The organism is Paenibacillus terrisolis, assembly GCF_056171975.1.
In genome coordinates this window covers 106,767-123,160 of the sequence record NZ_JBKFGG010000015.1, presented here as the reverse complement: position 1 = coordinate 123,160, position 16,394 = coordinate 106,767, and the positions used below count along the sequence as shown (strand labels likewise).

The 16,394-nt window shown below is 44.4% G+C and carries 16 protein-coding genes; 11 read left to right on the top strand and 5 right to left on the bottom strand.

The window, feature by feature from the left end; all coding sequences use genetic code 11:
* Window positions 1–40: 40 nt before the first annotated feature.
* The gene (locus tag ACI48K_RS14060; RefSeq protein WP_475028228.1) at window positions 41–4,918 is read left to right on the top strand and encodes an S-layer homology domain-containing protein; all 4,878 of its coding nucleotides are present in this window, start codon (window positions 41–43) and stop codon (window positions 4,916–4,918) included.
* Between the two features lie 67 nt (window positions 4,919–4,985).
* Here ACI48K_RS14060 and ACI48K_RS14055 read toward each other — a convergent pair whose 3' ends face one another.
* On the bottom strand, window positions 4,986–5,657 hold the full coding sequence (locus ACI48K_RS14055) for an SOS response-associated peptidase (RefSeq protein WP_475028350.1): 672 nt from the start codon (window positions 5,655–5,657) through the stop codon (window positions 4,986–4,988).
* A 154-nt stretch (window positions 5,658–5,811) separates the two neighbouring features.
* The gene (locus tag ACI48K_RS14050; RefSeq protein ID WP_475028227.1) at window positions 5,812–6,234 is read right to left on the bottom strand and encodes a hypothetical protein; all 423 of its coding nucleotides are present in this window, start codon (window positions 6,232–6,234) and stop codon (window positions 5,812–5,814) included.
* A gap of 208 nt (window positions 6,235–6,442) precedes the next feature.
* On the opposite strand from ACI48K_RS14050, the gene ACI48K_RS14045 reads away from it, so the two are divergent.
* Window positions 6,443–7,711, top strand: coding sequence for a DNA polymerase IV (locus ACI48K_RS14045; RefSeq protein ID WP_475028226.1), 1,269 nt, complete (start codon window positions 6,443–6,445; stop codon window positions 7,709–7,711).
* Complete coding sequence (locus tag ACI48K_RS14040; RefSeq protein ID WP_475028225.1) at window positions 7,708–8,181, top strand: YhjD family protein; 474 nt, start codon at window positions 7,708–7,710, stop codon at window positions 8,179–8,181. The genes ACI48K_RS14045 and ACI48K_RS14040 overlap by 4 nt, the downstream gene beginning before the upstream one ends.
* A gap of 114 nt (window positions 8,182–8,295) precedes the next feature.
* Here the strand turns inward: ACI48K_RS14040 and ACI48K_RS14035 are convergent, their stop codons facing one another.
* The 3 genes from ACI48K_RS14035 to ACI48K_RS14025 all read right to left on the bottom strand — a co-directional run bounded on the left by ACI48K_RS14035 (window position 8,296) and on the right by ACI48K_RS14025 (window position 10,366).
* On the bottom strand, window positions 8,296–8,820 hold the full coding sequence (locus ACI48K_RS14035; RefSeq protein WP_475028224.1) for an arsinothricin resistance N-acetyltransferase ArsN1 family A: 525 nt from the start codon (window positions 8,818–8,820) through the stop codon (window positions 8,296–8,298).
* Window positions 8,821–8,844: 24 nt separating this feature from the next.
* A complete protein-coding gene (locus tag ACI48K_RS14030; protein ID WP_475028223.1) occupies window positions 8,845–9,636 on the bottom strand; it encodes an arsenite methyltransferase in 792 nt (263 codons plus the stop codon).
* A 280-nt stretch (window positions 9,637–9,916) separates the two neighbouring features.
* Window positions 9,917–10,366, bottom strand: coding sequence for a MarR family winged helix-turn-helix transcriptional regulator (locus ACI48K_RS14025; RefSeq protein ID WP_475028222.1), 450 nt, complete (start codon window positions 10,364–10,366; stop codon window positions 9,917–9,919).
* A 219-nt stretch (window positions 10,367–10,585) separates the two neighbouring features.
* Between ACI48K_RS14025 and ACI48K_RS14020 the strand changes: the two genes are divergently transcribed.
* From ACI48K_RS14020 to arsA, 8 genes are all read left to right on the top strand, one after another.
* Window positions 10,586–11,011 (top strand): arsenate reductase ArsC, encoded by a 426-nt coding sequence (locus ACI48K_RS14020; RefSeq protein ID WP_475028221.1) that lies wholly within the window; start codon window positions 10,586–10,588, stop codon window positions 11,009–11,011.
* Between the two features lie 73 nt (window positions 11,012–11,084).
* Complete coding sequence (gene arsC / locus ACI48K_RS14015) at window positions 11,085–11,552, top strand: arsenate reductase (thioredoxin) (RefSeq protein WP_475028220.1); 468 nt, start codon at window positions 11,085–11,087, stop codon at window positions 11,550–11,552.
* 101 nt (window positions 11,553–11,653) lie between these two features.
* Window positions 11,654–11,977 (top strand): ArsR/SmtB family transcription factor, encoded by a 324-nt coding sequence (locus ACI48K_RS14010; RefSeq protein WP_475028219.1) that lies wholly within the window; start codon window positions 11,654–11,656, stop codon window positions 11,975–11,977.
* A gap of 93 nt (window positions 11,978–12,070) precedes the next feature.
* Complete coding sequence (locus ACI48K_RS14005) at window positions 12,071–12,415, top strand: ArsR/SmtB family transcription factor (protein ID WP_475028218.1); 345 nt, start codon at window positions 12,071–12,073, stop codon at window positions 12,413–12,415.
* 21 nt (window positions 12,416–12,436) lie between these two features.
* A complete protein-coding gene (locus ACI48K_RS14000) occupies window positions 12,437–13,726 on the top strand; it encodes an arsenic transporter (protein WP_475028349.1) in 1,290 nt (429 codons plus the stop codon).
* Window positions 13,727–13,747: 21 nt separating this feature from the next.
* Window positions 13,748–14,167 carry an arsenate reductase (thioredoxin) gene (gene arsC / locus ACI48K_RS13995; RefSeq protein WP_475028217.1) on the top strand — a complete coding sequence of 140 codons (420 nt, stop codon included), beginning with the start codon at window positions 13,748–13,750 and terminating at the stop codon, window positions 14,165–14,167.
* A 60-nt stretch (window positions 14,168–14,227) separates the two neighbouring features.
* Window positions 14,228–14,590, top strand: coding sequence for an arsenite efflux transporter metallochaperone ArsD (gene arsD / locus ACI48K_RS13990; RefSeq protein WP_475028216.1), 363 nt, complete (start codon window positions 14,228–14,230; stop codon window positions 14,588–14,590).
* Window positions 14,591–14,608: 18 nt separating this feature from the next.
* Complete coding sequence (gene arsA / locus ACI48K_RS13985; RefSeq protein WP_475028215.1) at window positions 14,609–16,384, top strand: arsenical pump-driving ATPase; 1,776 nt, start codon at window positions 14,609–14,611, stop codon at window positions 16,382–16,384.
* Window positions 16,385–16,394 lie beyond the last annotated feature (10 nt).

Below are 16,394 nucleotides of genomic sequence, written 5' to 3'. Positions count from 1 at the left end.
AGGGCCTTTCTTATTTGAATTAAAAAGGGAGGGATATAAAGTGAAATGGTATAAAAAGGCAACTAGCTTAATTCTTTCGGTTGCAATCTTGCTTTCAGGCTTTTCATTTTGGGGGGGCGGGAATGTTTTTGCTGCTGGTCAAGCGTACACCTGGAAGGAGTATACGACAAAACAAGGTCAGTATTGGGGTCTGTATCGAACTGCATCTGATATAAGGGGTTTAGGATCATCGTGGTTTTCGGGGACTCAGTATACTAACTATAAACTTGACCCTGCAACTGGCACTACTACATTGACAGACCCTGCATCAGCGATGATTTCTGTGAACACCGGAGGAACAGCTGACAGTTTTGTGTACTACACCATCTCTTCAGATCACAAGAGCTTGTATAGTTACTTGCAGTATAAGGGCCAGGTAACTCCGGGGTGGTCCGATTATGAAGTGGTTCAGACTTATGCAGCATATGACATCACCCTTATGAATGGCACATTAAAAGACCAACCTACCGGGAGGTATGTCACATCAACTAATATCGCGGCATATCCTCGTGATGGGGTAAATGGGTCTTTTTATTATGAGTACCTAGGGCCGGATAATCTGCCAACATTAATCGTTAATCAGAATGGGGATAAAAGCCTTTATAATGACGGTGGAACCTTTTCGATTTCTGGAACCATAGCCGATACGGACAGCGAAAGTGTGAATATATCTGCGACAGTTCGAGGGGCTGCAAAAACAGTAGCTATAGCAGCTAATTCAACTGCTAAGACGTGGACGTTAACCTGGTCTGGATCTGAGCTTGCGGTTGGGACGGATAACTCCATTATAGTAACCGCTACAGACGCAAAAGGTGGAAGCTCCACTACCACGTATAACGGTAAAATAACTGTTAATCCTCAAGTTTATTATTATTGGAGTAAATATACGGCTGTAGATACACAAATTTGGACCGAATATGTAAATAATAGTGATATTGGACGGGGGCCGTATTGGTTCCAGAACGCGTTTGGAATTACTGGTGATCAGTATAGGTCTTATCGTATAGAAAATAATGGGACTTATATTATGCAGGAACACATCACATCATTTGAAGGCGTGACATCCCCGGCTCTTTATTATAGTGGTCAAACTGGTAGTTCAAATATTATGCAGTATTACGTTTATAATAAACCCGGTGAACCTACAAGCTCGTGGTATGTGGACACTTATTGGCACCAATTGGCTCAGCGAACGGTAAAAGGCAAGGGGACTTTAATTCAGTCCAATATCCGCGCTGCTCAGGGGTCATATCCAGATAACGGATTACACTCAGATGGTTTTTGGTATGTTAAAGGTGGAACGGTGCCCAATAATCAACCTCAAGCTCTGATTACGCAATCAGGAGATAGAAACATAAACTTAAAACCTGGCTTCGATACCTTTACGATTTCCGGGAGTGCATCTGATCTGGATGGTGATACCTTATCAATTTCTGCAACCATTAACGGGGTGGCTAAACAAGTTGCCATCTCGAACACTTCTACTTCTAAAACTTGGTCATTGTCATGGCGGACTAACGAATTTTCTACAGCAGGAACATTCACGCCTATTCAAGTTACTGTGGATGACGGTAGGGGCGGAACGATAACAGGTTCGTATACTGGGCAGCTAACAGTTGATAAAACGCCTTTGTTTTATTGGGATAAGTACAGTATAAAAAATGCAACAGAATATACTGAAGATACAAAATGGACTAGCGACTTTGACTCTAGAGAGTCTACTTGGGATGCTTATAGTAGTGGCGGTAAGTACATTGATTATTCTTTTAATCCGTCTACCGGGAACTATACAGTTAAGAATAATCAAGAAAAGCTTAATCAAGGGATCGACTATTATAAAACATCCGGCTCGGGTTTAAGTGGGACAACTTTGTACAGATTTAGAGTTGTAAATTCGGCTGGTCAATATATTTGGGTTACTCAATATAAAAAGGGAGCAACCGCAGTAATAACGGAGGTAAAGGATCAACTTTTGCAGACCAATATTTTGGATGTAGATGGAACCTATCCGAATGATGGTTTGCACTCGGATGGATTCTGGTATGTGAAAAAACAAACTATGAATATGTTTCCAGTCCTTTCGGTAGATAATTCCGATCGTACTGTAAGTTCGAGTGCTCCAAGCCTTTCCATTCAAGGGACAATAGTGGATGTGGACGGAGATCCGGTCACGATCACGGCCAGCCTAAATGGAATTGAAAAATCAGTTCAAGTTACAAATGCTACCCTGCCCAAGCCGTGGGAGCTTACTTGGAATCTTAGTGATATCCCGGAAGGGATTTATACAAATATTGACGTTCACGCGGACGATGGGAAGGAAGGAACCGACCAGGTTCAGTATGTCGGAACCCTTATCATGGATAAAACCGCGCCGATCTTGAGCATCACGCCGACCGAAAAAGCTTGGACGAGTGATCCGATCAACGTCGAAATCATGTTTTCGGATGCACTCTCTGGTGTGGATCCTAACAATCGGTTATATAAGGTGACCCATACGCCGGATGAACCGGCTACGTGGGATCTTGCAGACCAAGACCAAGTTGACCTGAAGTTGGCGGACGAGGGCGAGTGGTACGTGCATGCAAAAGCGCAGGATATGGCTGGCAATACTACCACGGTTGTCAGCGGCCCTTTGCAGTTTCAAAAACAACCAGACATTCCTGTGCTCAATGTTGACAATGTGGGAAGCGATTTTGCACAAATCGGATGGACGTTGCCTACTGGATTAACGGATGGCTATCAATATACAGTGGAAGATATCACAACCGGAAAACAGTGGACTGTAAACTACCCAGTAAACCAGATCAAGGAAGAGGGATTAGTCGCTGGATCAACCTATCAGTATCGGATTAAAGCCTCAAACCATCTAGGCGAAAGCGCTTGGAGCGGACCATTCAAAGTGCTCACGCTGCCTGCTGCGGTTGAGAATTTGAAAGTCTCATTTGTACCGAACAATAGCAGTACGGTCAACGTTTCATTTGATGATGCTATGTCCGCTGAGGGATATCTTCTTACAGTAAAGGAAGGCGCTAACCCCGTTTATGAAAAGGAACTTAACTCCGCTGGAGTACATCAAGTAACCGGGATCGAACCGGGCAAGCAATACACTGCTATGGTTTCAGCCAAAAATGCCAGTGGATACGGGCAGAGTAGTATTCTTGGCTTTTTGTCATTACCAGCTGCTCCCGGTGAGTTTAAATCAGTGCTAATCAGGGAAAAGGAATTAGAGCTTGGATGGAGCGCTTCCCCAACTGCTTCGATCTACGAACTGCTACGCGATGCTGCTAGTCGTTATAGTGGCCCTGATTTGTCATATATCGACACAGGACTGGGAAGCGGAACGGAACATGATTACTCAATTTCAGCAAAGAATGAATCAGGTTTTGGGGATATTGCATACTTAAATGGAGTGCTTACCCTACCGGGCAGCCCTAGTAACCTGCATATTGTAGAGGTTAAATCTGATGGATTCACTCTGGCTTGGGATAAGGTAGAAAGTGCCATAAAATATCTCGTCTATAATGACAAATATGAACAGGTCGCCGAAACGGAAGAAGCGAACTACACTGCCGCAAACATGAAGCCCGGTGAAACGCGAACTGTCTTTATAGCGGCGGTCAACGACACCGGCGAAGGAGAGAAATCGAGTTTCACGCAGCGAACCCTCCCAGCGGACTGGAGCGTTGATCCGAACGATCCAGATGGTGACCAGCCGATCACTATCGGAGATCGAGATGAGCATTCTGTAGTGATCATCGTCAAGCCTGTAGCGGGTGCTGATCAGTATAAAGTCGTAGATGGCGATGGTAATGTGGTTGGTATCATCACAGCCCCGGAAACTGCGAAAGAGATCGACGGGCTGGAAAGTGCTAAGGAATATGATGATTGGACGGTTGTTCCAGTTAATGGAGCTGGTGAAGGTCATGCAGTTCCGGTTCCTCCATTTGTGACGCTGCCGTCTTCTGGTTTTAAGGTTTCAGTTGTTAATCCCACTACATCGTCGCTGACGGTCAAAGTAGACACTCTGCTCGTGAACGAAGTCTTTGTTTATGCAATGGGTGGTAAGGAACTACATCGTGGTAAGGACAAATCGTTTACTGTGAATACCTTAAAGTCTGATCAAAGTTACACCATCGATGTTTGGACTGAGAACAGTGTAGGCGATAAGACAGATCCGAAAGCAGCCACAGGCCAAACTTTGCCTGCGCCTACGCCACCGTCAGGAGAATCTGGGAGCGGAGGAGCCCCTTCTGAAAATCCTACAAATCCGAACCAGCCAGTGGAAAAGCCAGTTCCATCTTCGGGTCAAGGTAATGAATCACTCGGGAGTGATGGGAGTAAGCATGGCTTCAATGACATCGGCAATTCCTTCGCGAAGAATGAGATCCTTGCCCTTTATGATAAAGGGATTATCAAAGGAGTATCTGATTCACAATTTGAGCCGGACCGAGAAGTTACGCGCGTTGAATTTGCTTCCATGCTTGTTCGCGCCTTGGAATTGCAGGAGACATCTGATGTTCCACTTACCTTTGAGGATGTCCAACGTTCAGCCTGGTACGCTCCAGAGTTATCGACAGCCGTTCTTAACGGTGTGGCTAAAGGCATCAACACGAAGGAGTTTCGGCCTTTCGATCCGATCACAAGAGAGCAGGCTGCAAAAATGATTGCTAATGCCGCCTATAAAGATAGCATTCCTACTGCTCAAGCTAGTTTTAAGGACGCATATTTGATCGCTGTTTGGGCCAAACCGGAAGTGGCAGCATTGTCCGCTGAGCAAGTGATCACCGGTTATCCAGACTCAACGTTTAAGCCGAAACGTGACTTGAGTCGTGCTGAATGCGCCGCGTTGATTTTCCGAGCATTTGAACTGATGCATTAATTATGGAGCCGTTGCAATATTCGGCAGTAATGGTGAAAAGCCCGCTAACCTTAATTGGTCAGCGGGCTTATTTTATTTCCATTAGAAGTTCAGGGGAGTCATTACGTACATTTCCTACAGCGGCAGAAACGGGATAAGCTCTCATCTTAATGGCATCGTAGGGCTTAAGCAGTCTCAGAAGCGAGGGAGCATCCGCATTCTCACGATCAATCCACTCGGCCTCATCGCCCTGTCGGAGTATGACCGGCATACGGTTATGGATGTCAGCCATGAGGCTGTTTGGCTCCGTTGTGATGATGGTGCAAGTGGCTAGTTTGTTACCATCGGGATCCACCCAAATATCGTATAAACCGGCGAAGGAGAAAATACCTCCGTCCCTCATCAGGATCCGGTATGGCTGCTTCGAGCCAGTGCGCTGCTGCCATTCATAAAACCCATCGGCTGGGATGATACAGCGGCGCGTTGCCAAAAGGCGATTAAAAGCTGGCTTTTCCGTGAGTGTCTCGGCCCGCGCATTTATCATCTTGCTCCCGATTTTGTCATCTTTGGCCCATGATGGGACCAGTCCCCAGCGCAGTAGTCCTAAGCGGTTTCCATACTTGCTGCCGATTACAGCCGGGACCTGCTGCATAGGGGCAATATTATACTTTGGGGTAAAATCCGTGATTGTTGATTCGTATATGATGTATCGTAATAATAACTCATCTATAGGAAGTGCTAATGTAAATCGCCCGCACATAACGTTCCCTCCTTCATTGCTTGTTTTCATTTTAAACCTTTCCCAAACAAAAGAAACCCAGGCACCATAACGGCCCGGGTTTAGAGTTTAAACTCAACCAAAACAAGGCTTCGCAACAACCCATATTTGGTCGACGAAGGTTTTTCAGCTTTACTTAGTATGCTCGAGCTGCAACACCATAATACCAGCCCCAACTACCATCATCAGTTACAACTTTTATTGTGTAAGTTCCTTCTGGTCCAGCAGCCCCATCTCTCAAAACTTTAAATCCATTACTAGATTGAGTATGGCCGTTATAAAATACTTTTCCATCTGGAGAATAAACTACTAATTTCATCCCTACATGTTCTTTATCATCAAGGTAAAATCTAAGATGAGCCCCATCTGATTTGTCGTATGCAAACTCGAAAGCCTCAACAGAATCCATTATAACTCCGTCATAACTGAAGGAACCATCCCCCATAATAGTTATTGGGCTTTGTGTTATTGAAGGATTAGGCGATGCAGCAAACCCGGTTGCCGGTACTAAACCAACCAACATGATTACCAGTAAACCAATTAACCAGTTTCTTTTCATTGAAAAACCCTCCCATTTATTGGATATAAATTACATGTTTATTCCATTTTCGGCAATAAAATTAATTTTGTTATTAAAAATATAAGCTAAGGGCGTCATAAAGAAATAAATATATCGGCATAGTTATTGGTGGATATTATTACCTTTGCATGGGGAACAAACATTCGCATATAATACAAACAAATGTTCTTATTTGGAGGCGCGTGGTGTGCTGCAAACTAAAGACAGAGTTATTTTATTGTCGGACTGCCAGAGTTTTTACGCTAGTGTAGAAAAAGCCGCGCACCCCGATCTAAAAGATAAGCCGGTGGCTGTAGGCGATCCGACCCGGATGAATGGTATTGTCCTTGCGGCATGCCCAATCGCAAAAGCGAAAGGTGTTACGACGGCTTCTCGTGTTGGTGAAGCGATGTCAAAATGCCCAGAGCTTGTGGTAATTCGGCCACGAATGGGGACCTATATAAAGGTCTCTTTACTCATTTCGGAGATCTATCGTAATTACACCGATTTAGTCGAACCTTATTCCATTGATGAACAATTTCTCGACGTGACCGGATCGCTGGCTTATTTCGGTGGAAACCTGAAGGATATGATCAGCAGCATCCAGCACCATATATTACTTTCAACAGGGGTTTGGACTCGCTCGGGCATCGGCCCGACAAAAGTGTTAGCCAAGATGGCCACGGATAATTACGCCAAAAAAGCTAAAGATGGCATATATGAGCTCACCTTTGATGACTTAACATCTACACTTTGGAACTTGCCGGTACAGAATATGTTTATGGTGGCTGGCCGGATGACGCGAAACTTTTCGCGCATTGGCATAACTACGATCGGCGATATTGCCCGAATGGAGCTGGGAGAATTTAAGCGGCGCATGCGGGTGGTGATGGGCAAGCAAAGCGACATTCAAGCCGAATATTATTGGCAAACTGCCCGTGGGGTCGATCCAAGTCCCGTTGTCACGGAGATCCGCCATCAGCTCAAGTCGGTGGGACACGGTAAGGCGTTACGATGGAACCTTTATACACGCCTCTCTGAGATTGAAGTAGTTCTGCTGGAGTTAGTTATCGAGGTCTGTCAACGAGCGCGGCGATACCGGTATATGGGGGCGTTGGTTTCCATAGCAGTCTCGGAGACCGACGGCAATAAATCCAAATCTTATAGTCGGCAAATGAAGCTGCAAGATCCATCATATTTGACGCACGAGGTAGCCGCCGCAGTTTTCAAGCTATTTATTGATAATTGGACTGGTCTTCCCGTTGCACGACTTGCAATCACGCTTTCGCAGCTGTCAGATGATAGCGCCATGCAACTCACCTTGTTTGATGATCGTGTCCGGGCGCGCAATAGGGAACATGCCATTGATGAAATTAAAGAAAGGTACGGTAGCGATGCCATCATGAGAGCATCTTCTTTACTTGATTCTGGTGTGGCCCGCGAGAGAGCGGGGCAAATTGGAGGTCATTTTAAATGAGCAAGCTGGACGGAAATGAGCGCTGGAAGACAAAAATGCTGATGGCGGAGCACTCAGAGCAATATGACGATCAACAGCGAGGGACATCGGGTAAAAAGTTGACCATTGAAGAACGAACGAAAGTCCGTGACATGATCCTTCTACCGTATATTGACACTATGGTGGAAAAAAGCATCAACGAAATTGCGCATTCCACGAACGCCCTGAAAGGCTTGTATTTAATATTTGGGCAGAATGTCCAAAAACGAATCCTCCAGGATACTTACGAATTGCGGAGGGAATTGAAGCAGCGGAATATCAAAGTGTTGGAAAATGAACAGGATGATTTTATCATTTATTTTCAAATCTTATGCCGCGGCTACCAGGAGCGCTTTGGACTTACCCGAGACGTGATGAAGGCGGAAATAAGCTTGAGACTGACCCGGTATGTTTCAGAAATCGGAGCACTTTTAAAGGAGCATTCAAAATAATGAATCCCGTTCCAGTTGATGAGGTTTTATTTTGAAATCAAATATATAATTTTAAGCCCCCATGTGTTCAGTACACATTGGGGGCTGTTACTTTGTTTTGAAATGGAGTCGGCCTTACGATTCTGATTTATCCGTTACTTTAGGCAACAATTTCTCCATAATCATGACGTCAATCATTTCTCCGTCCAAAATCCCTTGCTTCTCAAAAATGCCAACCTGTCGGTAATTCATTTTTTGATACAGCTTTTGGCCTCCCTGATTGAAAGGGAAGGTGAAGAGGACGATTTTGTAAAACCCCAGTTCGCTGGCAGAGCTCTCTAAAGATTTTAACAGAGAGCTACCTACGCCCTGCCCACGAAAGCTTCGCTCAATATAAATGGAGAGGTCAGCTACTCCGCTGTAGGCACAGCGGTGTGAATAAGGATTAAGCGAAGCCCATCCAATTACTTCGCCTTCTGTTTCCGCTATTAAAAGGCGATATCGCCCTTGGTGATCCTGGAACCATGTTTCCATGTAAGATAAGTTTTTTGAGTCGGTTTCCAAGGTGGCGATCCGATCTTCAATACCCTGATTATAAATACGAAGGATGCTTTCAAGGTCATCCCGATTTGCTGGGCGAATAGCAAGAGTAGCGATCATAAACCATTCCTCCTAACAACAACGTTACTTTTTCGCTTTTATGACAGCAGAAACGATGTATTGTTCAATATTTGCTCCTGGAACCCAATCCTTAATAAATGTTTTGGACTCATCCTTGGGTTCGATACTAACTTCGGAAAAACCACTTTCCCGAAGCATCGTTTCAATATCGGCAATGAAAGAAGCACCAGATATGCAGCCGGAGTACAAATCCTCTAAATTGTTTCGAATTTCGGGTGGGAGCTCCACCGTTGTTACAACATCAGAGATAGCCAGCCGGCCACCCGGTTGCAGAACCCGGTAAGCTTCACTGAAAACCTGTTGTTTATTCGGTGAGAGATTAATTACGCAGTTAGAAATGATCACATTTATGGAGTTGTCTGCAACAGGAAGGTGCTCGATTTCCCCTAACCGAAACTCTGTGTTATCAAAACCGCCTTTAAGAGCGTTTTCCCGTGCACGGCTAATCATCTCCGGAGTCATATCGACGCCGATTACATGCCCCTCGTTCCCAACCTGCCGGGATGCAAGAAAGCAATCAAAACCGCCGCCACTGCCTAGATCCAATACATGCTCACCTGCCTGAAGTTCCGCAATGGCTTGCGGGTTTCCACATCCAAGACCTAAATTAGCGCCTTCAGGGACTGCATTCAGCTCCTCATTGGAATACCCAAGCTTAGCAGAAATGGCATTAAAATCAGGGGGTGAGCTGCAGCAACTATTTGAAGTTGAAGCCTCAGGTTCTTTTTTAATAGCGATTTTCTGGTAGCGACCTCGAACGTTTTGACGGATTTGATCTTCTGTTAGTTTAGACATGATCAATCACTCCTTTGAATTTTATTTTAGATTCTTTGAAACCTTAGCAGCAGAGCTCGTAGCGAACGACTAGTTTAGGACGGAAGAACGAAGAGAGGAACGGCAACTTAAATGTGGTTTTTTCCTGCGAATATTCCCAAGCATGCCGAGTAATCTGATGTAATTCCATTTCACGATATTTTTGTAATACTTCTGCAACGTAAAGATCTCTGTACATCATCCCATCCTCCTGTTATAAAATTATAAATACCTGCAAATTACAAGTATAAGTTAAGAGAAATCACCTATTTACAGGTGCACAGCAATTGCTGGATTTCTCCATAGCTTCATTAAATAAGGCAATGGAACTAAGCAATGTCTCTTTTTCAAACTTGCTCATATTCGAAAAAACCTCGTCTAAGTAAGCGTTCATCTGCTGATCAATCGTGGTAGCAATCATTTTCCCTTGCGCCGTGAGGGAGAGAAGGTACACTCTTCGATCATGAAGATCATGCGTCTTTGCGATGAGCTTCATGTTGATTAAGGACTGGACCTGTCTACTGAACGTTGTTACATCAATGCCTAACGTTTCTGCGATTTGCTGCATGGAAGGGGTATGCCTACGGTCAACTTCATATAGGATCTGACTTTGAACTACAGAGAGGTTACATCCACCCACGCTACAACAGACTTTATTGAGTAAACCTAAGCGCCGGGTCATCAATTGAAATAATTCACGCGCGTGTTTCATTTCCATTCACCTCATAGTTATGTTATAAAACATTTCATTGCAGATTGCAAATATATTTTTCGAAAACTTACCATTCCTAAGTTTTATCTTTAAGTACAGACTTGTCCCATGAAAGAACTGACCCCATTGTCGAGCTTTTACATACGAAAAACATAAAGTATGATCTCTATATAATCATTTAATTATATAATGATATAAAAATATGAAAGAGGTGTAGGCATGGAACAACCTATTCGCATTTATTTTCTTTGCATCCAGAATCGTTGTCGCAGTCAAATGGCGGAGGCTTTTGCAAGATATTATGGTTCGGAGCATGTTATCGCTGAAAGTGCTGGTATCGAATCTGGTGAGATTCACCCCTATACCATCGAGGCCATGAAGGAAATAGGTATCGATATTACTGCTCACCGTTCCAAAATGTTGGATATTAAAACATTAATGCATTCGAAAGTCATTGTGAAATTATGTGTGCAGGTCAATGAAAAATGTCCAACGGTGCCCTTTATGATTAGAAATGTTCAATGGGAAATTACAGATCCGCTTACTCATGGAGGAAGTATAGAAGATGTGAGGGCTGCTCGCGATGAGATTCGGGTGAAAGTGGTTGAACTGCTAAAAGAACTGAACATCACGGTGGCGGAGTAGAAAATCAGGTGCATTTGCTATTCTTTACTTAGAAAGTACATAACTGATCATTCGATCAAGGAGGAAAACATCCATGAAAGAGTCCTTTGTTATTTTATTTCTTTGTACAGGTAATTCTTGCCGAAGTCAGATGGCTGAAGGGTTTGCCCGGTACTATAACATGCTGCACTCAAGTGATTTTGAGATTTACAGTGCAGGTCTGGAAGCACATGGTCTTAACCCCAGAGCGGTGAAAGTCATGGAGGAAGCAGGGGTAAGCATTATCAATCATACATCGGACATTGTGACACTATCCCTTATTGCACGTTCCGATATCATTATTACGTTATGTGGGCATGCAGATGAGCATTGTCCGGTATTGCCTCCGAAAGTAAAAAAGGTACACTGGGGGTTTGAAGATCCAGCCAAGGCTACAGGCTCGGAAGAAGAGATCATGAATAAATTCCGTGAGATAAGAGACTTGATTAACATTAAAATGAAGTGGTTTATAGAAGGATTGGCTAAAAGCGATCGGCAAAAATTTAAAGAAGCTCTTCAATAAGGTGAAGCTAAGCCATTCTTGATTTTGAATGAAATGAACCTTAAGATAGTGTTATCGATTTAAAGGATCGTTTCGTTTGTTTTCTTGAGAGGGCTGAGTAGATGAATAATATAGAAATGGCTGAAAAGCTTAAGTTACTGGGTGATAAAACCAGGCTCACCATACTCGGGCTCCTTAAGGATAGAGAATGGTGTGTATGCGATTTAGTAGAAATATTGAATATGTCTCAACCAAACGTGAGCCAGCATTTGAGAAAATTAAAGGCACAAGGATTAGTAAAGGAAACCAAGCGTGCACAGTGGGTATATTACTCACTAAGTATTGAAGACTTTCCTTATATTCAAACGATATTAAATGCATTACCGGATTCTCAAACGTTATTATCCTTATTAAAAGGGGATTATACAATGTGTGCTTGTGATTAAGAAGCAGACAAGGAAGAGACCCGGATAACGGGTCTTTTTCGCTTGTGCATATAAGCATATAGTTATATAATGATTTAGGAGAGGGGGCAAATCATGGGGTTTGATCTGGATGAATTGGATGAAGTGTCGCAAATGCTGAAGCTTCTTGGGGATAAGACTCGGCTGACGATGATGAAGCTTCTTGAAAAACAAGAATGCTGCGTTTGTGAACTCGTGGAAATATTCAAGACAAGTCAACCATCGGTGAGTCAGCATTTGCGAAAATTAAAAGATGCAGGATTGTTGAAAGAGAATCGGAGGGGCCAGTGGGTTTTTTATTCCGTCAATCCCAACAGTATGCAGCATGAATTGATTCAAAATCTTATTGCTTTTGTTCCTCCCCAAGATCATGAGTTAGAGGAACTTGATAAGAAAGGTTTACGAATTTCATGCGATTAAATGGGGGTTAGTGGATTGTCTTTGGTTTTTACAGCTTTTTTCATTTTCGTCGTCACTTTAATTTTTGTGATTTGGCAGCCTAAGAAATTGTCGATTGGATGGTCTGCTTGCGGCGGAGCGTTGCTTGCTTTGATCGCAGGCGTGGTCAGCTTTACGGATGTCCTCGATGTGACTATGATCGTCTGGAATGCTACCTTAGCATTTATTGCGATCATTCTCATTTCCTTAATCCTCGATAAAATTGGATTCTTTGAATGGGCTGCCCTACATATGGCCAGAGCTGCCCATGGAAACGGGACCAGGATGTTTGTCTATGTCACGATTCTTGGAGCTGTCGTAGCTGCTTTTTTTGCCAACGATGGTGCTGCTCTTATCCTGACTCCCATTGTGTTGGCAATGGTTCGTGCTCTGCATTTCGATGAAAAAAAGGTATTTCCATTTATCATCGCGAGCGGATTTATTGCGGACACCACATCGTTGCCGCTTGTTGTCAGTAATCTGGTTAACATTGTATCGGCAGACTTTTTTGGGGTTACGTTTATGGAGTACGCGGGACATATGATCATGCCGACCTTATTTTCTTTGGGGGCAAGTATCCTGGTGTTATACCTCTTTTTCCGAAAAAGCATCCCCAGAAATTTTGAAAGTTCACAATTGCGGAACCCGGAAGAGGCCATTAAAGATAAAAAGATGTTTAAATTATCTTGGTGGGTACTTGGAGTACTGCTCGTAGGATACTTTGTCAGTGAATTCCTAAACATCCCGGTATCAGCCGTAGCCGGAGTTATCGCCATCTTCTTCCTATTGATGGCTAGAAAAAGTCCTGCTGTAGAGACATTGGCAGTCGTTAAGGGTGCCCCATGGGCGATCGTTTTCTTTTCGATTGGCATGTACGTGGTCGTATATGGATTGCGGAATGCTGGCCTAACCGATGTACTGGCTGATGTCATTCAGGTGGTTGCTGATCAGGGGCTCTTTGCTGCAACAATAGGGATGGGTTTTATCGCTGCGATCCTTTCTTCGGTGATGAATAACATGCCTACCGTTATGATCGATGCTCTGGCGATTCATGCTACGCATACTTCCGAATTGATCAAGGGGGCCTTGATCTATGCAAATGTCATTGGCTCAGACTTAGGGCCGAAGATCACACCGATTGGCTCTCTTGCTACTTTATTATGGCTCCATGTGCTTTCGTCCAAGGGTGTAAAGATATCATGGGGAACGTATTTCAAAACCGGTATTCTATTAACAATTCCAACCTTGTTTATCACGCTGCTTGGGTTATACCTGCGGTTGATCTGGTTTTAAATTGAGAGGAGATTATAACTTATGGATAAGAAAACAGTTTACTTTCTGTGTACAGGAAACTCATGCCGCAGCCAGATGGCTGAAGGCTGGGCGAAGAAATATCTAGGCGATGAATGGAACGTATATAGCGCCGGCATTGAAGCTCATGGGCTAAATCCAAAAGCTGTTCAAGCAATGAGCGAAGTTGGAATTGATATTTCAGTTCAAACTTCGGATATCATTGATCCGCAGTTGCTGAATAAAGCCGACCTTGTTGTCACCTTATGTGGGGATGCGGCAGATAAATGTCCCGTTACGCCGCCTTCAGTGAAACGGGAACACTGGGGATTTGATGATCCGGCCAGAGCCCAAGGGACAGAAGATGAAAAATGGGCCGTCTTTCAGCGGGTTCGGGATGAAGTGGGGGAACGTATTAAGCAATTTGCAGAAACGGGTGAATAATTCATTTACATCCAGCCGGGAATTTCCCGGCTGGATTTCTAAGTAAAGGAGATGGCGTGCATGAAGAGCATAGAAATCTATGATCCAGCGATGTGCTGCTCTACAGGGGTATGCGGCCCTGTTGTTGATCCTGAATTAATTCGTATCTCGGCAGTGGTCCATAATTTGAAAAAGCAGGAAGTACAAGTGTCACGATACAACCTGACCAGCGAGCCGGATGCCTTTATCTCTAATACGGTAATTAAACAATTACTGACGGATGAGGGTCCAAGTGTATTGCCGGTCGTTTTGTTTAACGGAAAGGTCGCAAAAAAACGGGCTTACCCTTCCAATGAAGAGTTAGAGCAATGGACAGGGATTTCTGCATCGGAACTGACCGCTAAGCCTCGGATTCGACTTGAAGTAAAAAAGAAGACACTCTAAAAAGAAAGGGGGCTGCTTATGTCCACACGGTTTGATCCACTTACTAAGCTCCATACACCCTTTCTGTTCTTTACCGGTAAAGGAGGCGTAGGGAAAACCTCTGTAGCCTGTGCAACTGCAGTGAAATTAGCTGATGCCGGGAAACGGGTATTGCTTGTAAGTACAGATCCCGCCTCTAATTTGCAGGACGTTTTCGGTACCATGATTTCCACTCAGCCTACACCGATTGAAGGGATTCCTCATTTATTTGCGGCTAATTTAGACCCGGAAAAGGCAGCTGAAGCGTATAAGGCGAAGGTTGTAGCTCCTTATCGTGGGGTTCTACCTGGTGCAGTCATCGTTTCCATGGAAGAACAGCTTTCTGGGGCGTGTACGGTGGAAATCGCCGCCTTTGATGAGTTTTCAAACCTCTTGACCCATGAAGCTATCAAATCCCAATATGACCATATTTTATTTGACACGGCCCCAACTGGCCATACGCTGCGCCTTTTACAACTCCCTATGGCATGGAGTGGATTCTTAAATGAAAGTTCACACGGTGCTTCGTGCTTAGGTCCGCTTGCGGGTTTAGAGGCTAAGAAAAACCTTTACCAGGAGGCTGTCAATACCTTATCAGACAGCAAGCAAACCAGCCTGATTTTGGTTACGCGTCCTGACTCCTCTCCAATTATGGAAGCCGCGCGTGCATCTTCCGAACTAAGGGGAGTCGGAATCGAAAATCAGATGCTCATTATCAATGGACTATTCACGTCTTTGGTCAGTGGGGATGAAGTAGCCCAGGGTTTTGCAGATCGCCAGCAGAAGGCATTAGCGCAGATGCCAAATGAGCTACAAAGATTAGAAAATTACCATGTTCCTCTAGCCCCTTTTAATGTGACGGGTATCGAAAGCCTACGTGCATTTTTCGCTCATCCTGAAGGTGCTAAAGGTCCGCTACAGCGAAAAGAGCCCGGCGCTGCTATGCCATCTCTTGAGGCTTTAATTTCGGATATGGAGGCAAATTCAATTCGTGTGATTTTTACAATGGGCAAAGGAGGAGTGGGCAAGACAACGATCGCATCTGCGATTGCAGTAGGACTGGCCGAACGAGGACACCGAGTTCATCTCAGCACAACTGATCCGGCAGCGCATCTGGAGGCTGTATTTGACGACCATTCAGAGCAAATCACTCGTAGCCGAGTGAACCCTAAAGTGGCGCTTGAAAAATATCGGCAAGAAGTGATCAGTCAACATGCGGATTCACTTGATGAAGAGGGACTTGCCTTTCTGGAAGAGGATCTAAGGTCGCCTTGCACCGAAGAGATCGCTGTTTTTCGGGCGTTTGCCGATTTGGTCGAGCATTCAAGGGATGAGATCGTTGTAATTGATACGGCGCCGACTGGCCATACCTTGTTATTACTGGATGCTACGCAGGAATATCATAAAGAAATAGCCCGTTCTTCAGGCGCCGCTCCAGTGTCTGTCCAACATTTATTGCCGAGACTTCGTGATCCGAAAGAGACAAGCGTCGTTATTGTTACCTTGCCGGAAGCTACGCCCGTTTATGAAGCTTCGCGACTCGAAAAGGATTTAGAGCGAGCAGGCATTCCTACAAAATGGTGGGTGATCAACCAGAGTTTCGCTGCGGTAGAAACAATGGACCCTGTACTTAGTGGCCGTGCGCAAGCGGAAGAGTATTGGATTCAAGAAGTGATGAATAAAGCAGAAGGATATACGGTCATGATTCCTTGGAAGCCAAGTGAAGTGGTGGGAGTTAACCAGCTAATTGAGCTTACGAAACCGATAATTTTTTAGAAAGAGGGGG

Excerpts from the sequence above, each read along its gene's own strand:
- ACI48K_RS14055 (WP_475028350.1), bottom strand. The coding sequence starts at position 5,657 with ATGTGCGGGCGATTTACATTAGCACTTCCTATAGATGAGTTATTATTA.
- ACI48K_RS14050 (WP_475028227.1), bottom strand. The coding sequence starts at position 6,234 with ATGAAAAGAAACTGGTTAATTGGTTTACTGGTAATCATGTTGGTTGGT.
- arsC (WP_475028220.1), top strand. The coding sequence starts at position 11,085 with ATGAAAGAGTCCTTTGTTATTTTATTTCTTTGTACAGGTAATTCTTGC.
- ACI48K_RS14035 (WP_475028224.1), bottom strand. The coding sequence starts at position 8,820 with ATGATCGCTACTCTTGCTATTCGCCCAGCAAATCGGGATGACCTTGAA.
- ACI48K_RS14010 (WP_475028219.1), top strand. The coding sequence starts at position 11,654 with ATGAATAATATAGAAATGGCTGAAAAGCTTAAGTTACTGGGTGATAAA.
- ACI48K_RS14040 (WP_475028225.1), top strand. The coding sequence starts at position 7,708 with ATGAGCAAGCTGGACGGAAATGAGCGCTGGAAGACAAAAATGCTGATG.
- ACI48K_RS14005 (WP_475028218.1), top strand. The coding sequence starts at position 12,071 with ATGGGGTTTGATCTGGATGAATTGGATGAAGTGTCGCAAATGCTGAAG.
- ACI48K_RS14030 (WP_475028223.1), bottom strand. The coding sequence starts at position 9,636 with ATGTCTAAACTAACAGAAGATCAAATCCGTCAAAACGTTCGAGGTCGC.
- ACI48K_RS14020 (WP_475028221.1), top strand. The coding sequence starts at position 10,586 with ATGGAACAACCTATTCGCATTTATTTTCTTTGCATCCAGAATCGTTGT.
- arsA (WP_475028215.1), top strand. The coding sequence starts at position 14,609 with ATGTCCACACGGTTTGATCCACTTACTAAGCTCCATACACCCTTTCTG.
- arsD (WP_475028216.1), top strand. The coding sequence starts at position 14,228 with ATGAAGAGCATAGAAATCTATGATCCAGCGATGTGCTGCTCTACAGGG.
- ACI48K_RS14025 (WP_475028222.1), bottom strand. The coding sequence starts at position 10,366 with ATGAAACACGCGCGTGAATTATTTCAATTGATGACCCGGCGCTTAGGT.
- arsC (WP_475028217.1), top strand. The coding sequence starts at position 13,748 with ATGGATAAGAAAACAGTTTACTTTCTGTGTACAGGAAACTCATGCCGC.